The 19,032-nt window shown below is 57.4% G+C and carries 21 protein-coding genes; 14 read left to right on the forward strand and 7 right to left on the reverse strand.

The window, feature by feature from the left end; translation table 11 throughout:
* Nucleotides 1-16 precede the first annotated feature (16 nt).
* From lptA to AAFH99_RS07095, 4 genes are read right to left on the reverse strand one after another with little or no spacing between them, the layout of a single operon-like run.
* Nucleotides 17-550 carry a lipopolysaccharide transport periplasmic protein LptA gene (lptA, locus tag AAFH99_RS07080; RefSeq protein ID WP_043317438.1) on the reverse strand — a complete coding sequence of 178 codons (534 nt, stop codon included), beginning with the start codon at nt 548-550 and terminating at the stop codon, nt 17-19.
* Nucleotides 537-1,100 (reverse strand): LPS export ABC transporter periplasmic protein LptC, encoded by a 564-nt coding sequence (lptC, locus tag AAFH99_RS07085; RefSeq protein WP_406829045.1) that lies wholly within the window; start codon nt 1,098-1,100, stop codon nt 537-539. Before lptC ends, lptA begins: the two co-directional genes overlap by 14 nt.
* A 46-nt stretch (nt 1,101-1,146) precedes the next feature.
* Entirely contained in the window at nt 1,147-1,695 is a 549-nt protein-coding gene (locus AAFH99_RS07090; RefSeq protein ID WP_406829046.1) for a KdsC family phosphatase, read from the reverse strand.
* Nucleotides 1,696-1,737: 42 nt separating this feature from the next.
* Nucleotides 1,738-2,709 (reverse strand): KpsF/GutQ family sugar-phosphate isomerase, encoded by a 972-nt coding sequence (locus tag AAFH99_RS07095; RefSeq protein WP_043317432.1) that lies wholly within the window; start codon nt 2,707-2,709, stop codon nt 1,738-1,740.
* A gap of 304 nt (nt 2,710-3,013) precedes the next feature.
* Between AAFH99_RS07095 and AAFH99_RS07100 the strand changes: the two genes are divergently transcribed.
* The 5 genes from AAFH99_RS07100 (at nt 3,014) to hisD (ending at nt 7,526) form a co-directional block, all read left to right on the forward strand.
* Nucleotides 3,014-3,706: a phospholipid-binding protein MlaC gene (locus tag AAFH99_RS07100; RefSeq protein ID WP_231491667.1), complete on the forward strand. Its 693-nt coding sequence runs from the start codon at nt 3,014-3,016 to the stop codon at nt 3,704-3,706.
* Nucleotides 3,707-3,812: 106 nt separating this feature from the next.
* A complete protein-coding gene (locus AAFH99_RS07105; RefSeq protein WP_043317430.1) occupies nt 3,813-4,046 on the forward strand; it encodes a BolA family protein in 234 nt (77 codons plus the stop codon).
* Nucleotides 4,047-4,118: 72 nt separating this feature from the next.
* A complete protein-coding gene (gene murA, locus AAFH99_RS07110; protein WP_043317428.1) occupies nt 4,119-5,381 on the forward strand; it encodes a UDP-N-acetylglucosamine 1-carboxyvinyltransferase in 1,263 nt (420 codons plus the stop codon).
* Nucleotides 5,382-5,565: 184 nt separating this feature from the next.
* A complete protein-coding gene (gene hisG, locus AAFH99_RS07115; RefSeq protein ID WP_043317427.1) occupies nt 5,566-6,204 on the forward strand; it encodes an ATP phosphoribosyltransferase in 639 nt (212 codons plus the stop codon).
* A 5-nt stretch (nt 6,205-6,209) separates the two neighbouring features.
* Nucleotides 6,210-7,526, forward strand: a complete 1,317-nt coding sequence (hisD, locus tag AAFH99_RS07120; protein ID WP_043317425.1) for a histidinol dehydrogenase — start codon at nt 6,210-6,212, stop codon at nt 7,524-7,526.
* Between the two features lie 28 nt (nt 7,527-7,554).
* Here hisD and AAFH99_RS07125 read toward each other — a convergent pair whose 3' ends face one another.
* The gene (locus tag AAFH99_RS07125) at nt 7,555-8,046 is read right to left on the reverse strand and encodes a nuclear transport factor 2 family protein (protein ID WP_406829047.1); all 492 of its coding nucleotides are present in this window, start codon (nt 8,044-8,046) and stop codon (nt 7,555-7,557) included.
* A 32-nt stretch (nt 8,047-8,078) separates the two neighbouring features.
* Nucleotides 8,079-9,245: a S1C family serine protease gene (locus AAFH99_RS07130; RefSeq protein ID WP_231491663.1), complete on the reverse strand. Its 1,167-nt coding sequence runs from the start codon at nt 9,243-9,245 to the stop codon at nt 8,079-8,081.
* A gap of 170 nt (nt 9,246-9,415) precedes the next feature.
* On the opposite strand from AAFH99_RS07130, the gene sat reads away from it, so the two are divergent.
* Nucleotides 9,416-10,606 carry a sulfate adenylyltransferase gene (sat, locus tag AAFH99_RS07135; protein ID WP_197023779.1) on the forward strand — a complete coding sequence of 397 codons (1,191 nt, stop codon included), beginning with the start codon at nt 9,416-9,418 and terminating at the stop codon, nt 10,604-10,606.
* A gap of 127 nt (nt 10,607-10,733) precedes the next feature.
* Here the strand turns inward: sat and AAFH99_RS07140 are convergent, their stop codons facing one another.
* Complete coding sequence (locus AAFH99_RS07140; protein ID WP_043317423.1) at nt 10,734-11,204, reverse strand: YhcB family protein; 471 nt, start codon at nt 11,202-11,204, stop codon at nt 10,734-10,736.
* Between the two features lie 280 nt (nt 11,205-11,484).
* On the opposite strand from AAFH99_RS07140, the gene zapE reads away from it, so the two are divergent.
* From zapE to AAFH99_RS07180, 8 genes are all read left to right on the forward strand, one after another.
* The gene (gene zapE, locus AAFH99_RS07145) at nt 11,485-12,576 is read left to right on the forward strand and encodes a cell division protein ZapE (protein WP_406829168.1); all 1,092 of its coding nucleotides are present in this window, start codon (nt 11,485-11,487) and stop codon (nt 12,574-12,576) included.
* 136 nt (nt 12,577-12,712) lie between these two features.
* Entirely contained in the window at nt 12,713-13,141 is a 429-nt protein-coding gene (rplM, locus tag AAFH99_RS07150; protein ID WP_010132512.1) for a 50S ribosomal protein L13, read from the forward strand.
* A 14-nt stretch (nt 13,142-13,155) separates the two neighbouring features.
* Nucleotides 13,156-13,548: a 30S ribosomal protein S9 gene (gene rpsI, locus AAFH99_RS07155; RefSeq protein WP_043317418.1), complete on the forward strand. Its 393-nt coding sequence runs from the start codon at nt 13,156-13,158 to the stop codon at nt 13,546-13,548.
* 499 nt (nt 13,549-14,047) lie between these two features.
* A complete protein-coding gene (petA, locus tag AAFH99_RS07160) occupies nt 14,048-14,647 on the forward strand; it encodes a ubiquinol-cytochrome c reductase iron-sulfur subunit (protein WP_043317415.1) in 600 nt (199 codons plus the stop codon).
* Nucleotides 14,644-16,845: a ubiquinol-cytochrome c reductase gene (locus tag AAFH99_RS07165; RefSeq protein ID WP_043317414.1), complete on the forward strand. Its 2,202-nt coding sequence runs from the start codon at nt 14,644-14,646 to the stop codon at nt 16,843-16,845. The genes petA and AAFH99_RS07165 overlap by 4 nt, the downstream gene beginning before the upstream one ends.
* A gap of 124 nt (nt 16,846-16,969) precedes the next feature.
* On the forward strand, nt 16,970-17,599 hold the full coding sequence (locus tag AAFH99_RS07170; protein WP_043317412.1) for a glutathione S-transferase N-terminal domain-containing protein: 630 nt from the start codon (nt 16,970-16,972) through the stop codon (nt 17,597-17,599).
* Nucleotides 17,600-17,622: 23 nt separating this feature from the next.
* Nucleotides 17,623-18,015 carry a ClpXP protease specificity-enhancing factor gene (locus AAFH99_RS07175; protein ID WP_043317410.1) on the forward strand — a complete coding sequence of 131 codons (393 nt, stop codon included), beginning with the start codon at nt 17,623-17,625 and terminating at the stop codon, nt 18,013-18,015.
* Nucleotides 18,016-18,221: 206 nt separating this feature from the next.
* Nucleotides 18,222-18,842, forward strand: a complete 621-nt coding sequence (locus AAFH99_RS07180) for a Yip1 family protein (protein ID WP_043317409.1) — start codon at nt 18,222-18,224, stop codon at nt 18,840-18,842.
* Nucleotides 18,843-19,032: the final 190 nt, after the last annotated feature.

A 19,032-nucleotide genomic window follows, 5' to 3' on the forward strand; every position in this document is an offset into this window, starting at 1 on the left:
GTGCCGGTCTACCCCGCTACTCGTCGTTACTTCCGGACTGCCCTTCGGGTTTCCAGATCATTTCCACACGTTTTTTCTCGGACTGGCCGCGGGCCTTCATCTGCTCGCTGTTGAGGTCGTAGTCAATGCGCTCTGCGGACAGGGTGTTGCCATCGCGATCGACAAAGGCTTCGCCGGTTAATTGCAGGGCATCGCTGGCTACCAGAAACTCGATGCGCGCGGCGCGGGCCTTTACCGGCGAGGTGCTCTCTTCCACCTGTTGCTGAAAGTGCGCAGGTTTACCGGTGGCGATCACCTTGTTGATCTCCCCCTTGCTGTTGCCGTGCACTTCAACCCGGTCGGCGCGAATCTGCAGCGAGCCCTGGCTAATCACCACGTTGCCGCTGTATACGGACAGATTCTTGTTGCGATTGGCCTCGAGATTATCGGCGGAGACTTTCACGGGCTGCTGGCGGTCATCGGGCAGCGCCTGGGCCAGCGTGCCCGGCAGTGCGCAGGCCAGGGCAAGTGCCAGTGCGGACAGGCGACGGCGGGTACTAACGGATTTCATAGCGGCTTTCCACATCGGACAGTATTTCTACCTTGTCTTTTTTAAGATCGGCGCGCAGACCCTTGCCGGTGGTCAGGTTGGGGCCATCGGTAATGGTAACAACTTTGTCCGTTTCGGCGAATTCCTCGCGGGGTTTGATGACAATTTTCGGGGTGCGCAGCGTAATGCCGGGTTGGGGCAGTTCCATAACCGTGACATCGCCCTCCAGAACGACCTTTTGTCCGTTGTCATAAGCCACGCCGGTGCGGGACTCTGTGCGCCACTTGGTGTCATCGCCCTGGTAAAACATCATCCGCGGCTCGGTAAGGTCAGCTCGGTCGCGGCGGGCGAACTGGAAAAAAGTAATACGTTTGGCGTCCACTTCGTAGGCCAAGTCGCCCTCGATGCTGTAATGGCGCGTACGCGCGTCGCGGACAATCAGTTCCGCGGCGCGGTTGTGCTCTTGCTGAGTGGGGCGCTTGCCCAACAACTGCTCCGGCGGGCTTTCGGTAAACCAGAGCCCGAGGGAGATCAGCGCTACTACGATCACCAGGGGAAGCCAGGTGCGCATCCGATATTTCTTCCTTATTCCTGTGTCAGGTTTTAACGTAATTCATTTACTGCGCTATATAAGGAGCCAGAGCAGCGTCGAAGGTTCCCTGGGCACGCATAATGCGATCACAAACCTCTCGCACTGCGCCCAGGCCACCGCTGCGTTCCGTGGTGAACAGGGCGCGTTCCTGTACCGGTGGAGCCGCGTTGGGAACCGCGATCGGGCAGCCCACGCGGGTCATCAGTTGCAGATCAGGATAGTCGTCACCGACATAGGCGATCTGTTCCAGGCTGTAGGGTTCGCGGTCAAACAACTCCAGAAAGGCCGTGTATTTGTCCTCGCGCCCCTGAATCAGTCGCGTGATACCAAGGTCATGCGCGCGTTTTTCAACCAGGGCGCTGCGCCGGCCGGTGATGATAGCAACCGCAACGCCAGACTGCTGCAGCATTTTAATACCGTGGCCGTCCAGAGTGTGGAAGGTTTTCTGCTCGTTGCCCTGATTGTCAAAGTACAGGCGGCCGTCGGTGAGTACGCCGTCCACATCGAGAATCAGGTGGCGTACCCGGCTCAGCTTGTCCTGAATCTGCTGGTCGCTGACGGATGTCTGGCTCAAGGTTTTTTTTCCTTTTGGTGGTGGCATTCTTCGGTTGTGGGATCAGATTACACCGGCGCGCAGTATGTCGTGCATGTGCAGCAGGCCGATGGGGTGGTGTTCCGGGTCTTCCACAACCAGTGCGGTAATCTTGTTGTCTTCCATGATGCGCAGTGCTTCCGCCGCGAGCGTGTGCGCACTCACTGTCTTGGGGCGGCGGCTCATTACCTGTTCCATGGTGGCGGTATCCATTTCCAGTCTCTGGTCAATCACCCGGCGCAGGTCGCCGTCGGTAAAGACACCCAGTAATTGGCCGCGATCATCCACCACGGTGGTCATGCCAAAGCCCTTGCTGGTCATTTCCAGCAGTGCCTTGGAGAGCGGTGTTTGTGGGGTGACCTGCGGAAGTTCATCCCCCGCGTGCATCACATCTTCCACCTTCAGCAGCAGCTGCCGACCGAGCGCGCCTCCGGGGTGGGAAAAGGCAAAGTCTTCGGCGGTAAAGCCCCGTGCCTCCAGCAGCGCAACGGCGAGGGCGTCACCCATCACCAGGGTGACGGTGGTGGAGGAGGTCGGGGCCAGGTTCAGTGGGCAGGCCTCGGTCTCTACCGCGATATCAAGATTGACGTCGGCAGACTGCGCCAGGGGCGAATCCGGTTTGCCGGTCATGCTGATTAGCGGAATACCCAGTCGCTTGAGTAGCGGCAACAGCGTTAGCACTTCGGCGGAGGTACCGGAATTTGAGATGGCGATTACTAGATCCTGGCGCGTGATCATGCCCAGGTCGCCGTGGCTGGCCTCACCGGGATGGACAAAAAAACTGGGGGTGCCGGTGCTCGCCAGGGTGGCGGCTATCTTGCGGCCCACATGCCCGGACTTGCCCATGCCGGAGACGATCACCCGCCCGGGGCAATTGAGAATCAGCTCGCAGGCGCGGTGGAAATCTTCGCCAATGCGGGGCTCCAGTGCCGTAACTGCGGCGGCTTCCATGGAGATGGTACGGCGTCCGGCCTGGATAATCAGATCTTTACCCATGGTGTGTCTCGTGTTCGCCCCACCTGGGAACGCGGGCGACTATGGTGGACCCGCGTGCAGGGAGGATATAGGTGCTAACCTATTAATACTGGTTCAAAAAACGGCGCCTCGATGCAAAGTGACCCAGTGCCGCTTGTCCGGAGGGCCGCCATGGTATAGTTTGCCGCCGCTATTGTCAGCTGTGGAGGCCGGGCGAAGTACGCTTTGTCTGATCCACGACCGCCAGCATGATTTTTTCGGCGTCCCACGACACTTTTTGGCGCTGTGGGTATCCAAGGGACGAATTGCCAATGGGAGATTATCTGTGAGCGCACTCACTTCTCGTTTTACCTTTATTACGCACAGTGTGCGGAGAGATTCCGCTACTGCTATCGCAAAACTTGCGCGCAAATTCTCGTTGTGGGTATCTGCTGTTGCACTTTGCTTTCTGGCTCCAATGGCTTCAGCAGCGCAAAACCCCTATAGCATGATCGAGGGGGTTTCCGGACAGTTGCTCAACGTTATCCGGACCGAAGGCAAAAATCTCAATTCCAACCCGCAGCGCTACTATTCTGCGGTAGACCGCGTGCTCGAACCGGTGGTCGATTTCGATTTTATTGCCCGCGGGGTGATGGGTGGCTACGCCAAGCAGGCAACACCGGCGCAGCGCGCCAAATTTGCCAGCACGTTCCGCCGCGACCTGGTGGCAACCTTCGCCCGCGGCGTGGCGACCTTTGGCAACCTGGATGTGAAAGTGATCAACCCGGGTTCGGCCCCCAGCGGAAACCGCGTCAACGTATTGCAGGAAGTGCGTAGCAAGGAAGGCTTGACCAAAGTCTCCTACACTCTGGTGCGCAACCGCAGTGGCCAGTGGAAGTTGATCAATGTGATTCTGAACGGAGTCAATCTGGGCAAAACCTTCCGCGGCCAATTCTCCCAGGCGATGCAGGCCAATAACGGGGATATCGACAAGGTGATTGCCGGTTGGTCCGCCGCGGACAAGGTTGCCGGCAACTGATGCGAAGTTGATGTTATGTGCCGGTGCTCAGCGGTATCGCGGCTGCGCACCGGTGGTGATTCCAGTACACTTGCGCGCTCTTTTTAGCCGATAAGTAGTCCCACCTATGCAACCAGATCAGATCAAGTCCCTGATTGAAGGGCAAATTCCCGGTAGTCAGGTAGAAGTGGCGTTTGAGGGCAGTCACTTGCAGCTCACCGTGGTCAGTGATGCGTTCAATGGCCTCAGCCGCCTCAAGAAACAGCAGCTGGTTTACGGCGCTCTTTCCGACAAGATTGCCGATGGCACCCTGCATGCGGTGCAGATGAAAACACTTACCCCGGAAGAAGCAGGCCAGTAGCCGGGCCCGATTCCCGGGGTTTTTTTGATCGTTCAATGATTTTTGCACCGTCGTTTAGGAATACCAGACCGAATGGATAAACTGATTATCGAAGGGGGCAGCCCCATTTCCGGAACCCTGAAAATTTCCGGAGCCAAGAACTCTGCACTGCCGATTCTGGCGGCGGCGCTGTTGGCGGATGGCCCCGTGCAGATCCACAATCTGCCGCACCTCAACGATATCACCACCATGATTACCCTGTTGCGGTGCATGGGAACCGAGATCACCATTGATGAAAAACTGGGAGTGGAGATTGATCCGCGTTCGGTGAATGAGCTCACCGCTCCCTATGAGTTGGTGAAAACCATGCGCGCGTCCATCCTGGTACTGGGCCCGCTGCTGGCCCGCCACGGGGTCGCCAACGTGTCATTTCCTGGTGGTTGTGCCATCGGTAGCCGCCCGGTGGATATCCACCTCAAGGGGCTGGAAGCCATGGGTGCAGAAATCACGATCGATGAAGGCTTTATCCGTGCGCGCAGTAATGGCCGCCTGAAGGGTGCCGATATCGTGATGGAAAAGGTCACCGTGGGCGGTACCGAAAACCTGCTGATGGCGGCTGTGCTCGCAGAGGGCACAACCGTATTGCAAAATGCCGCACGGGAACCTGAGATTGTCGACCTTGCGGAGTTTCTCATCGCCATGGGGGCCGAGATCGAGGGTGCCGGTACCGATACCATTCGTGTGCAGGGTGTACCGCGTCTGCATCCGTGTACCTTCTCGGTCATGCCTGACCGGATCGAGACTGGAACCTTCCTCGCTGCCGCCGCCGCCGCTCGCGGTAAGGTACGCCTGACTCATACCCGCGCCGACATTCTGGATGCTGTGCTGGTGAAGTTTGAGGAGGCCGGCGCGCACCTGAGTATTGGTGACGACTGGATCGAGCTGGATATGAAGGGCAATCGCCCCAAAGCGGTGAGCTTCCGCACCGCGCCGTACCCTGCGTTTCCCACAGATATGCAATCCCAGTTTACCGCCATGAATGCGGTAGCGGAGGGCACCGGAACCGTAGTAGAGACCATTTTCGAGAACCGTCTGATCCAGGTGCACGAGCTCAATCGCATGGGGGCGAATATTGTGCTGGAGGGGAATACGGCGATTGTCACTGGTGTAGAGAAGCTGAAAGGTGCCCCGGTGATGGCGTCGGACCTGCGCGCCTCTGCCAGTCTGGTCATCGCCGGAATGGTGGCTGAGGGCACCACAATGGTGGATCGTATTTACCATATTGACCGTGGCTACGAGTGTATCGAGGAAAAACTGCAGCAGTTGGGGGCGAATATTCGCCGTGTACCGGGCTGATTGACGGTTTTACTTCTTTTTTTGCCAAAAGCGGGAGCGGGTGTTCACCCGTTTCCTTCTAGCGCTATTCTGGATATGTATTGGCGCGGTTCGTAAAGAGCCGATAAGCTCCCGGGGGATTTGGGGCATGCCCGTACATTTTGGCCCGTAGACAGCGGGCGGATATCACACAACCATAAACGCTATGCAGATCACTATTGCCCTGACCAAGGGCCGAATTCTCAAGGAAACCCTGCCACTACTGGCGGCCGCTGGCCTGGAGCCGGCGGAGGATATTGCCAAGAGTCGCAAACTGATTTTCCCTACCAATCAGGAAAATGTACGCCTGCTGATCCTGCGTGGGTCGGACGTACCGACCTATGTGCAGCATGGTGCTGCCGATATGGGTGTGGCGGGCAAAGATAACCTGCTGGAACATGACGACAGTAATATCTATGAACCCCTGGACCTGAATATCGCCCGCTGCCGGCTGATGACAGCGGGCATCAAGGGCGCCCCGCTCCCCAGTGGTCGCATCAAGGTGGCCACCAAGTTTGTACAGTCTGCCAAGCGCTACTACGCCGCTCAGGGGCGCCAGGCAGACATCATCAAGCTATACGGGGCTATGGAACTGGCGCCGTTGATGGATCTGGCGGATGAGATTGTGGATATCGTGGATACCGGCAACACCCTCAAGGCCAATGGGCTGGAGGCGCGGGATCAGATTGCGGACATCAGTAGTCGACTCATCGTCAACAAGGCGTCCATGAAAATGAAGTATGGTCCGATCAGTGCGTTGATTGAACAGCTGGCTGAAGCGGTGCGTACGCGGAGCGCAGGGTAATTTCCATGGGTGATTTTTCTGTGCGCCGGCTGGATGCCGGTAATTCCGAGTTTTCTTCCGAGCTGGATGCCCTGTTAGCCTGGGAGTCCGTCGCGGATCCTGGTGTCGAAGCGACGGTGGCGGATATCTTGCGCGAAGTGAGATCCCGCGGTGACGCCGCGGTAATCGAATACACCAATCGCTTTGATCGGCGCGATTTGCGGCAGGCGCGGGATTTCTGCCTACAGGCGGAGGAGCTGCAGACAGCGCTGGCGCGAATTCCTGCAGACAAGCGTGCGGCCCTCGAGGCGGCCGCTGAACGTGTGCGCGCCTATCACGAGCATCAGCTGCAATCTTCCTGGCAGTACCAGGAGGCGGACGGCACGGTGTTGGGGCAGCAGATTAGCGCGATGGAGCGCGTGGGTATCTACGTGCCCGGTGGCAAGGCCAGCTATCCTTCCTCGGTTCTGATGAACGCAATTCCCGCCCGGGTAGCCGGTGTTGAGGAGGTGTTGATGGTGGTGCCGGCTCCAGACAACCAGCTTAGTGATCTGGTGCTGGCAGCGGCCGCCATTGCGGGTGTGGATAAGGTTTTTACCATTGGCGGTGCTCAGGCTGTGGCCGCGCTCGCTTATGGAACAGAGTCCATTGCTCGTGTCGATAAGATCGTGGGGCCTGGCAATATTTTTGTGGCCTCTGCGAAACGCGCGGTTTTCGGTCAGGTGGCCATCGATATGATCGCCGGACCTTCGGAAATCCTGGTAATCTGCGACGGCAAAACCGATCCGGACTGGATTGCCATGGACCTGCTCTCCCAGGCGGAACACGACGAACAGGCCCAGTCAATCCTGTTAAGCCCGGATGCGGAGTTTTTGGAGGCAGTGGAAGTATCGTTGCAGAAACTGCTCGCTGAGCTGCCGCGGGAAGCCATTGCCAGTCGCTCTATCGCCGATCGCGGCGCGTTGATTCTGGTGCGGGATATCGAGCAGGCGATTGAGGTCTCCAACCGGATAGCTCCGGAACATCTGGAAGTCTCTGTGGATAATCCGGAGCAATATCTGCCGCAGATTCGCCACGCCGGGGCCATCTTTCTCGGTCGTTATACGGCAGAGGCGCTGGGGGATTATTGTGCAGGGCCGAATCACGTGCTACCTACCAGTGGCACTGCGCGCTTCTCTTCGCCGCTTGGGGTTTACGATTTCCAGAAGCGCAGCTCGATCATTTTCTGTTCGCCGGATGGAGCGGATACTCTGGGTCGGGTAGCGTCCACCCTGGCGAAAGGGGAGGGGCTCGACGCCCACGCCCGCTCTGCAGAATACCGGGTGCGGCCAGACGCGGACTGATTCGCGCGGATAGAGTGACGTGAACAAATTAGCCGTTGGCGGGCTCTGGCGCTGGGATTTTCGTGGCTTGCCAGGCCAATGCCCGCCACTCGCCATCGCGTTTGACGAAGGTGCCGGTGTTAAAAAACTCCATCTTCTCCGCCGGCTTGTCACCACCCGGAGCCGGCTCTGCAATCAGCCGGAACGCAACGATAGCGGTCTCGCCCAACACGCGGATATCGGTGTCTTCCGCACGGTAGCGTATTGGAGCAGAAGCCGCTTTCTTCTCTTTGTTCCCTTCCTTTTGTTCCGCCTTTTCCATTCCTTCGATAATCGTGGATTTGCCAAAGCGCTGACCGGATGAGCTGGTGTAGATCAGGTCGTCGGCCCAGAAGCGCTCGTGTACCTGGATATCATCTGCGGCACCGGTGAGAAACTGACTCAAGAGGTTGTCCAGTGTCTCGCGGTCATCTGCGGCGGCGCTGTGGTGAAACAGTGTCAGCACCAGTATTGCTTTCAGGCCAAGAGCTTTTAATAGCACGATCACGTTTTCCTCTGGTGTTAAGCGCGAGGCTAGCCTTCTTCCTGTGCCTGGTTGCGTTCTGCCTGGGGGCGTTCGGATACCGTTGCACGGGTGGTCAGCGTTTCACCGTCGCGAATATAGGTAATGGTTACCACTTCACCCGGGCGCAGAGTGGCCATGGCGGCATTGCCGTGTTTGCCATCATTGATCGGGGTGGCGTTGATATGGGTGATGACATCACCTGGCTTTAGCCCTGCCTGATGCGCCGGCCCTTCCTTGTAAATGGCTGTGACGATGACGCCATCGGTGGAGGCGAGATTGAAAGAGCGCGCCAGCAGGGGGTTCAGGTTCTGTGCCTCAATCCCCAGCCAGCCGGGTACCACCCGGCCAAACTCGATAAGGTCCTGCATGACCTTGAGGGCGATGGTAGCGGGAATCGCGAAGCTGATGCCGCCACTGGTGCCGCTCTGATTCAATCCGGTTTGGTTCAATACCGACGTGGTGTTGATGCCGAGAAGTCGACCCCGGGAGTCCACCAGAGCGCCACCGGAGTTGCCCGGATTGATGGCCGCATCGGTTTGCAGGAAATTTTGCAGGTAACCACCGACGCCGGTATTGCCCACGTCCCTGCCGGTTGCACTGATGATGCCCTGGGTCACCGTTTGCCCAACGCCAAACGGATTGCCGATGGCCAGCACCACGTCGCCGACCTGGGCTCTATCCGGGTCGCCAACTTCAATTGCGGTGAGGTTGGGGAGGTCGATCTTGAGTACCGCCAGGTCAAAATCTGCATCCGACCCGACCAGTTGTGCGCGGGCCTCACGCCCGTCGGCCAGCACCACAGCGATCTGTTCGGCACCGGAGATTACGTGAAAGTTGGTGAGCACATAACCCGCTTCATCGACGATAACGCCCGAGCCGAGGTTCTGCTGCATGCGTTCCCGTTGCAGCGGGGTCATTTTGTTCAGGTAGTAGGGAAACAGAGGATGGCTGGCAAGGGGGTGGTTGCGCAGTGCCCGTTTACTGAAGACGTTTACCACCGCCGGCCCTGCCAGATTGACCGCGCTGGCATAAGATTCTGGGGCGGTGATGGCTCGAGGAGTGTCGCTTCCCGTGCTTTCACGCAAATGGGGAAACAGGAAAAGTAGTGCGGCCGCCATCGCCAGGCCAATCGCGGCCGGAATCGCCCAGTCTTGCAGAAATCGTTGTAATGACACCTGAGGCTCCTTGGTTTGGGATCATTATACGTCTTTAGGTTCTTGTGTCCTCACCAGATGATCTAACCCGGGTCACGCTCGGCGCTTGGTGTGTGCCTGGTTATCCGTATAATGTGGCGCTCAAAATTTTCCTCAGAACTCTCTTTCCCAGAACTACCGCAGGAGTGTCTATGTCCCTGGTTCGTCCACACGGCAGTGTCGAGCTGCAACCCCGCTTTGTTTACGATAGCGAGCGCCATCACCAGCTGGCCCACGAAGCGGAATCCCTGCCGTCCATCGTGGTTAGCTCTGCTGCTGCGGCCAATGCCGTAATGCTGGGTGCTGGTTACTTCAACCCACTGCACGGCTACATGAACCTGGCGGATACCCTGAGTGTTGCGGAAACCCTGCGTACCGTAGACGGTCTGTTCTGGCCGGTGCCGGTAGTGAACATGGTGGAAGACGCTTCCGCCATTGCCGGCGCCAAGCGCATCGCCCTGCGCGATCCCAATGTCGAGGGTAACCCGGTGTTGGCGGTGATGGACGTAGATGCCATTGAGACGGTGTCCGACGAGCAGGTGAACACCATTGCCGAGCACGTATTCGGCACTCTGGACGATGCGCACCCGGGTGTGGCCACCTTCAAGGCGGCCGGCCGCCAGCTGATCTCCGGTTCCATTGAAGTGCTGAACTTCAGCTACTTCCAGGCCGACTTCCCGGACACCTTCCGCACCGCGGTCGAGATCCGCAACGAGTTTGTGGAGCACGGTTGGAGCAAGGTTGTCGCCTTCCAGACCCGTAACCCCATGCACCGTGCCCACGAAGAGCTGTGCAAAATGGCTCTCGAAGCGGTGGACGCCGACGGCGTACTGATTCATATGCTGCTGGGCAAGCTGAAGCCCGGTGATATCCCCGCCCACGTGCGTGATGCCTCTATCCGCAAGATGGTGGAAGAGTACTTCCCCAAAAACACCGTAATGGTGACTGGTTACGGTTTTGACATGCTTTACGCTGGCCCGCGCGAAGCGGTGCTGCACGCGGTATTCCGCCAGAACTGTGGCTGTAGCCACCTGATCGTCGGCCGTGACCACGCTGGAGTCGGTGACTACTACGGTGCCTTCGATGCACAGACCATTTTCGATGAGAAGGTGCCGGAAGGGGCGCTGGAGATTCAGATTTTCCGCGCGGACCATACCGCTTACTCGAAGAAGTTGAATCGTGTAGTGATGATGCGCGATGTGCCCGATCACACCAAAGAAGACTTTATTCTTCTATCTGGCACCAAGGTGCGTGAGATGTTGGGGAATGGTATTGCACCGCCTCCGGAATTTTCTCGTCCGGAAGTGGCTCAGATTCTGATGGATTATTACCAGAGCCTGTAAGGCGATGGTGGCGGCTGGCCGGGGCTGCATGCATCCGGCTGGCGGTCGCGCAGTACTTTGTCAGGATGCGCGCGTATACAAAAAAGGCGGGGTTGCTACCCCGCCTTTTTTCGTGTGCCAGCCGAGATCAGCGATTGATCACAGGCTCCGATGACGGTGCGGGCGCAGGGGCTTGCGCTTCCTTTTCCAGGCCGAACTCTTCAGACAGCGTTCCTTTGGCGCCGGGCTCCTTGGGGGCCCAGTCCCGGGGAGGGAGTACACTCAGGTTCTCGTCGTTGTCGCTCAGCTGCCCGCTTCCGGCTTCCAGCATCTGGCGGCCGATATCCTGGCTGGACAGGCGCATGGCGCTGTTGGCCAGGTACTCGTGCACCTCGCGATAGCTCTGGGTGAGATTGTTCACCAGCTGTGAGGTCTGGTCGAAGTGCTCATTAACCTCCTGCTGGAAGTCCTCGAGCTTACTGTTGGCTTCTTTCAGTCGCAGTTCCAGTTCCTGGGTGCGGTCAACGCTCTGGCGGCTGCGGGTGGCCAGAAAGGCCAGCAGGGCTCCGAGGGCCAGGCCGATAACGCCGACCAGAATTAAAACCGAAGTTGAGTGCACGATACATTCTCCTCAAAGTAAAAGTGGCACCAGCCCATCCGTGGCGGTGACCTTATTATACGCAATTCCGTCGCGCACGACGCGCCCTGCGGATCCCATATGTCATGGGGTTTGTGTCAAGGCGTGATGGATTTGGTAAAGTGCGCGCCAATCGGCAGTTGGTCGACTTCTCAGTTCCCGCCTGGCGGTGTCGCCACAAAATGTTATGAACGGTTTCAATTAGATGGTCACGGATCAGCACCAGATTGACTCAAACTTGGCATCCTCGCCTCTATCACCCATGCAGCGCTACGAGCGGGACCTGCTGCGCCCGGATTTTGTGGAAGATCCGGCGCAGCGGGCGGCGGTTGAGGAGTTGCAGGATCTCTACCAGCGTCTGCTGGCGGCGCATAGCAGTGGTGGTTTTCTCAGCGGCCTGCGTCGCCTGTGGAAAAAAGACGGAGCGCCGGAAACCGGGCTGTATTTCTGGGGTGGGGTGGGGCGCGGCAAAACCTATCTGATGGATGCCTTTTATGAGGCGCTGCCGTTCGAGCGCAAGCAGCGCACCCACTTTCATCGCTTTATGCGTGAAGTGCACCGCCAGCTGAAAAGCCTGGCGGGGGAGAAAAATCCTCTGGAAAAGGTGGCCGACCGCATTGCCGAACGCGCCCGGGTGCTCTGCTTTGACGAATTCTTCGTCTCGGATATTACCGATGCCATGATTCTTGCCAATCTGCTAGAGGCGCTGTTCCAGCGCGGGGTCACGCTGGTGGCCACATCCAATATTATCCCTGAGGGGTTATATAAAGATGGGCTACAGCGGGCACGTTTCCTGCCGGCCATTGATCTGCTGCTTGAGCATACCAAGGTGGTCAATGTGGATAACGGGGTGGACTATCGGCTGCGGGCGCTGGAAATGGCCGAGCTTTATCATCACCCGCTGGATGCCGACGCGGATGCCAGTCTCGCCCGTTCCTTTAATAGCCTGATGGTGGAAGGGGCGGAGATTCGCGAGCAGGTCGCTTTGGATATTGAGGGGCGTCCGATCGTTGCCTCCAGGGTGTCTGACGATGTGGCCTGGTTTGAATTTTCCGAACTGTGTGATGGGCCACGCTCCCAGAACGATTACATCGAGCTGGCGCGGGAGTTCCACACGGTACTGTTGGCCAATGTGCCGTGTTTTGACGAGCGCACCGAGAGTCAGGCGCGGCGCTTCATCAATCTGATCGATGAGTTCTATGACCGTTGCGTCAACCTGGTGATCTCTGCAGAGGAGCCTGCGGAGTCACTGTACGGCGGCCGTCACTTGCGCTTCGAGTTCCAGCGCACCGTCAGTCGTCTGCAAGAGATGCAGTCCCGGGAGTATCTGGCGCGACAGCACCGGGTGGATTGAGGTCCGGATGGCCGCAGTGGGCTGTTCACAAGTTGCTCAATTTTCTGCTTGAAAAGCCCATGGCGCTTATGTAGTATTCGCGCTCTTTTCGTGGGACGGCCCCCATTTCGGGAGCCATATACAGGTGTTTTATAACATGAAGACTTACAGTGCCAAGCCGGAAGCGGTCACTCGCGACTGGTACATTGTTGACGCTGCGGACAAGACTCTCGGCCGTATTTCCGCCGAGATTGCTCACCGCCTGCGCGGCAAGCACAAGCCTGAATACACGCCCCACGTGGACACCGGTGACTACATCGTAGTAATCAACGCCGAAAAGGTCCGCGTGACCGGCAACAAGGCCAAAGACAAGATCTACCATAGCCACTCTGGCTACCCTGGTGGTCTTAAATCCATCAGCTTTGAGAAGTTGATCGACAAGGCGCCTGAGCGCACCATCCAAAGTGCTGTGAAAGGCATGCTCCCCAAAGGCCCTCTGGGTCGCGCCATGTTCAAGAAACTGAAGGTGTACAAGGGTAGCGAACATCCTCACGCGGCCCAGCAGCCGATTGAACTGTCGATCTAAACGGAATCATTCTCATGGCAACTACTCAATACTACGGTACCGGCCGCCGCAAGACCTCCACCGCTCGCGTATTCATCGCGCAGGGTGAGGGTAAAATCAGCGTTAATGGTCGTTCCCTGGACGAATACTTCGGCCGCGAAGTGGCACGCATGATCGTGCGTCAGCCGCTGGAAATGGTCGACATGGTCGAGAAATTCGACATCAACGTAACTGTGAAGGGCGGTGGTTCCTTCGGTCAGGCGGGTGCGATCCGTCACGGTCTGACCCGTGCGCTGATGCAGTACGACGAGTCTCTGCGTCAGCCGCTGCGTGCGGCTGGTTATGTAACGCGTGACGCTCGTGCTGTCGAGCGTAAGAAAGTCGGCTTGCGTAAAGCGCGTAAGAAGCCGCAATTCTCCAAGCGTTAAGCGAGAATTACTTTTTTCTGGCCCGGCAAATGCCGGGCTTTTTTTTGCCTGCACCTCTGGTGGTACGTCGGTGCGCGTTTTGTGATCTGTTTAAAATCCCGCCAGTTCGCCGCGAGATTGCCGACGTTCGCTCCGGCATTCGCCTTGTATCGATTTGGCATTTTCTTTAACATTGCGCGAATTTCTATCCGCTTGCACATGGGGTTTGGCCAATTTGTTTTCGGGTCAGGCGAGCGGGCCAGTTGTAGGGGAGTTTCTGTTTAAGTCTCTGATTTCGCGGCAATAGGTTCTTGCTGTTGTTGCGCGGGTGCTCTGTTCTCTCTGGTTTTTGGCCACTGAGGCTGCACCGTTGCTACCGAATTGCGGTTAACCCTGGATTACCGCAATGGGTGGCTTTTGGATACTTGGCAGAGGTTTCCCGGAATTTTGGGTTTGGGCCAGTCAGTCTCGGAGCTGTGTATTTGCAGGTTACGGGGCGCTGTGATGGGAGATCTACGTCATGAGTGATGACGGTGTAAATGTGGGGCGTCGTCGATTCCTGACCGCTGCTACCTCCGTTGTAGGTGGTGCCGGAGCGGTGGGAGTCGCTGTACCTTTTGTCGCCTCCTGGAATCCGAGTGCCAAGGCGAAAGCCGCCGGCGCGCCAGTTAAGTACAATATTGCCAAGCTGGAGCCGGGCCAGATGGTCACCGTCGAGTGGCGTGGCAAGCCTGTGTATGTGGTTCGCCGCACCCAGGAAGTACTGGACAACCTTGTCAAAGTGGATCCGTATCTGCGCGATCCCAATTCTGAACAATCTACTCAGCCCGCCTACGTGAATCCGGAAAACCGAGCGATCAAACCGCAGATTCTGGTGCTGGTCGGTCTGTGTACCCACTTGGGCTGCGCGCCCATGTATCGCCCTGAAGTGGGCACTGCCGACCTGGGCGGCGATCAGTGGCAGGGCGGCTTCTTCTGTGCCTGTCACGGTTCCAAGTACGACCTGGCCGGACGTGTATATACCGGTGTACCCGCGCCGTATAACCTGGAAGTACCTCCCTATTCCTATGAAGGGGATGACGTAATCGTAATCGGCGTGGATCAGGAGGGCAGCGCATGAACTGGCTAACCGCACTGGGGGACTGGGTCGACCAGCGACTGCCGATCTATCGCGCGTGGGATACCCATATGGGTAAATACTACGCGCCCAAGAATTTTAACCTGTGGTATTTCTTTGGCGTGCTCTCCATGCTGGTTCTGGTGAACCAGCTGCTGACCGGTATCTGGCTGGTCATGAGCTATTCACCCACTGCAGACGGTGCATTTGCCTCTGTGGAATACATCATGCGCGATGTGGAAATGGGGTGGATAATTCGCTACCTGCACTCCACCGGCGCCTCTGCCTTTTTCGTGGTGGTTTACCTGCACATGTTCCGGGGCCTCATGTACGGCTCCTACAAGCCGCCCCGTGAGCTGGTGTGGATATTCGGTATGTGTATCTACCTGGTGCTGATGGCAGAAGCCTTTATGGGGTACGTATTGCCCTGGGGACAGATGTCTTACTGGGGTGCACAGGTAATCGTATCTCTGTTTGGTGCTATTCCTGTGGTGGGAGAAGACCTGGTGCAGTGGATTCGCGGTGACTACCTGATTTCCGGTATTACCCTCACGCGGTTCTTCTCCCTGCACGTGATCGCGCTGCCGCTGGTGCTGGTGCTGCTGGTTGTGTTGCACATCCTGGCGCTGCACGAAGTGGGTTCCAATAACCCCGACGGCATCGAGATCAAAAAGAACAAAGATGAAAACGGTGTACCGCTAGACGGCGTTGCCTTCCACCCCTATTACACCGTGCACGATCTGGTGGGTGTAGCGGTATTCCTGTTCGCTTTCTGTGTGGTGGTGTTCTTCTTCCCGGAGATGGGTGGTTTCTTCCTTGAGTACGCCAACTTTGAGGAAGCGAACCCGCTGAAAACCCCGGAGCACATCGCGCCGGTGTGGTACTTCACTCCTTTCTACGCGGTTCTGCGCGCGGTGACCATTGATATTGGTCCGCTGACCGCGAAGTTCCTCGGCCTGGTGGCCATGGGTGCGGCGATCGCGGTTCTGTTCGTGCTGCCCTGGCTCGACAAGAGCCCGGTGCGCTCCATCCGCTACAAGGGCTGGCTGCCAAAAGTGCTGCTGATGGTGTTTGCGGCGATCTTCATTATCCTGGGCTACCTGGGTGTGAAATCTCCAACACCGGGGCGTAACTTCCTGGCTCAGGTGGCAACCCTGTTCTATTTTGCGTTCTTCGTGACTATGCCGATCTGGACCAATCCGACCACCCGAAAAGGCCTGGCGTCCTGGATTGTGAGTGGAGCTTTCGGCTTCCTGTTCCTGTGGATGGCTGTGGTCAATTTCAAAGCGAGCCTGTTTGTGTTCGCCATGTCCATGGTGTTTGCGGTGTTCTTTGCGGTGCTGCCGTGGCTGACCAGCCGTGATGTGGTGCATCCGGAGCCGGAGCGTGTTACCAGCCCGTCCAGCACCAAGTCGTTCATCCTGCTGATGACCGGTATTATCTCTGTGCTGCTGCTGACCTTTGTTCCCATCAAGGCGGTGGGCGCGGAGAGTTCTGTTGAACTGGATTACATCAAGACTGACCTGACCGACAAACCATCACTGCAGCGCGGAGCCAAATACTTCGTCAATTACTGCATGGGCTGTCACAGTGCCAACTTCTCCCGCTGGGAGCGGGTGGCGACAGACTTGGGTATTCCCAATGAACTGATGCTGCAGAATCTGGTGCTGGGGGACGACAAGATTGGCGATCTGATGCAGATCGCCATGAAACCCGAGGACTCGAAAGTCTGGTTTGGCGCCACTCCGCCGGATCTGACCCTGGTGGCTCGCGCCCGTTCGCCCGAATGGCTGTACACTTACCTGCGTAGCTTTTACAAAGACGACAGCCGTCCTCTGGGTGTAAACAACAAAGTATTTCCGAATGTCGGTATGCCCCATGTGCTGATGGAACTGCAGGGGCTGCCGGAGTGCGCCCCCGGGCCCAAGCGCGATCACGGCAAGGTGGTGCGCGATGAGATGGGCAATCCGATTATGGATGCCAACTGTGGCAGCCTGAAGGTGGGTAGCGTAAAGGGCTCCATGACCGATGTGGAGTATGATCAGGCCGTCTATGATCTGGTCAACTTCATGGAGTACATTGCCGAGCCGATGGCGGAAACCCGCAAGCGTATCGGCTTTTACGTGCTGGCGTTTATTTTGGTGTTCTTTATTTTCGCCTGGTTGCTGAACCGCGAATACTGGAAAGACGTGCACCACTAAACGTAAGCCTGTGACATTTCCGGGTGGTGGGCCGCCGGTTTACCGGTATCAGCCCGCCGCCCGTTTTCCGTTTTGAATAGTTGGCCCGGAATCGTTCCGGCCAGTAGATTGAGGTAGTTCCATAATGGGTGTGCCGACCAACAAGCGCTCCTCCATGACCTTCTTTTCCGACGGTCGTTGTCACTTCAGCCATCGGGTACGTATCGTGCTGGCGGAAAAAGGTGTTTCCGTAGAGATCATCGACGTCGACCCCGATGATAAGCCGGCGGAACTCGCCGACCTCAACCCGTATAACTCCCTGCCGACCCTGGTGGATCGCGACCTGGTGCTGTTTGAGACCAAGGTCATGATGGAGTACCTGGACGAGCGTTTCCCGCATCCCCCGCTGTTGCCGGTGTACCCGGTTGCGCGCGCGCAGAGCCGCCAGATCATGCACCGGATCGAGCGTGACTGGTGTCCGCTGGTGGATAAGATTCTGGCTGGTGGCAAAGATGTTGCCGCCGCTCGCAAAGACCTGCGCGACAGCTTTGTAGGCATTGCGCCAATGTTTACGGACCTGCCGTACTTCTTCAACGAAGAGTTCTCACTGGTGGACTGCTGCATGGCGCCGCTGCTTTGGCGTCTGGATCAGCTTGAAATTGCCCTGCCGAAGACCAAGCAGGCCAAACCCCTGTTGGACTATATGGATCGCCTGTTCGCGCGCGAAGCCTTCCAGCAGAGCCTGACCGAGTACGAACGCGAAATGCGCGCGTGAGGTGCTGATTGAATAAACCGCCAATGACGTCCAACCGCCCGTATCTGTTGCGGGCGTTTTACGAGTGGATTACCGACAACAAGTGCACTCCCTATCTACTGGTGGATACTCACCTGAACGGCGTTCTGGTACCCCAGCAGCACGTTAATGAAGATGGTCAGATTGTGCTGAATGTGTCGGAAACCGCGGTGATGGGTCTTACTATGGACAATTACGCGATCCGCTTTAATGCGCGTTTTGGTGGAGTGCCTACCGATATTCAGGTGCCGGTGGGTGCGGTGGTCGGGATCTATGCCCGCGAGAATGGTCAGGGAATGGTGTTTGAGCCAGAGGAAACTCCAGAGCCACCGGAGCCCACACCGCCAACCACCCTTAAAAAGCCCTCTAAGAAGCCGGCCTTGCGCGTCGTCAAGTAGTACAAACGTCGATGCTGGCCAAAAGCTCTGTGACGAGCCGGCGGCCGGCGCTTCGCTCTTCTCCCCTCCGTTGTTGCTCTTTTCATCACCTTTTTGGCGCATTTGATCTGCTGGCGTAAAAATTGACGCCAGAATCCTGTTATTCATTGGTGAATTGACCCGGCCCTTCCGATACTGCAAACAAGCGGTATACAGGAGGACCCCAAGTGAAATTACTCAGCCATACCATTGGCATATTTACCAATCCGGATAAAGAGTGGCAGTCCATTCGCGCGGACAAGCACTCGTTTCTGCAGGTTTTTCTCAGTCATGTACCTATCCTGGCGTTGATTCCCTGTATTGCCGGTTATATCGGTGTGACTCAGGTGGGCTTCGAACTGGGCGGGCACGTGTCCAAGCTGACACCAGCGAGTGCCGGTAGCCTGGCGATCGTGACTTATCTAGCGCTATTGATCGGGATTTATCTGGTTGGAGAGTTTATCAACTGGATGGCCAAAGCCTACGGTGTTGAAGGCGATGAGCCCACTCGTCACTATGAAGGCACCGCGCTCGCTGTATTTGTGACTACGCCGGTGCTTCTGTCGGGGATTGTGATGATTTATCCCCATCTGTGGCTGGTGGTGACAGTAATGGGGCTGGCGGCCATTTATTCCGTTTATCTGCTCTATGAGGGTATCCCCATCCTGATGAATATGAGTAAGGAGCGTGCATTCCTTTACGCCAGTGCGGTGCTGACCATCGGCCTGGTGGGAATGGTCACGATCATGATCTGCTCTGTGATCATCTGGACCATGGGGGTCGGTCCGGTCTATCAGCATCACTATTAGTTCGTGGCTCAGTTCCAGCACCGCTACCGTGTGCGGTCTTGTGAGGCACGAGCTAGGCGCCCCCGGTAACCCATCCCTGGGGGCTCCGCACCGCCATCCCTGGCGGTGAAGGTCTCAAAGGACCACACCCGGTATCGTCACCTTCGCCCTCGGCTACGTTAAGTGAACAGCAATCGGCATTTATGCCGGC

It is taken from the genome of Microbulbifer sp. ARAS458-1, from assembly GCF_045348205.1.
GTDB lineage: Bacteria > Pseudomonadota > Gammaproteobacteria > Pseudomonadales > Cellvibrionaceae > Microbulbifer.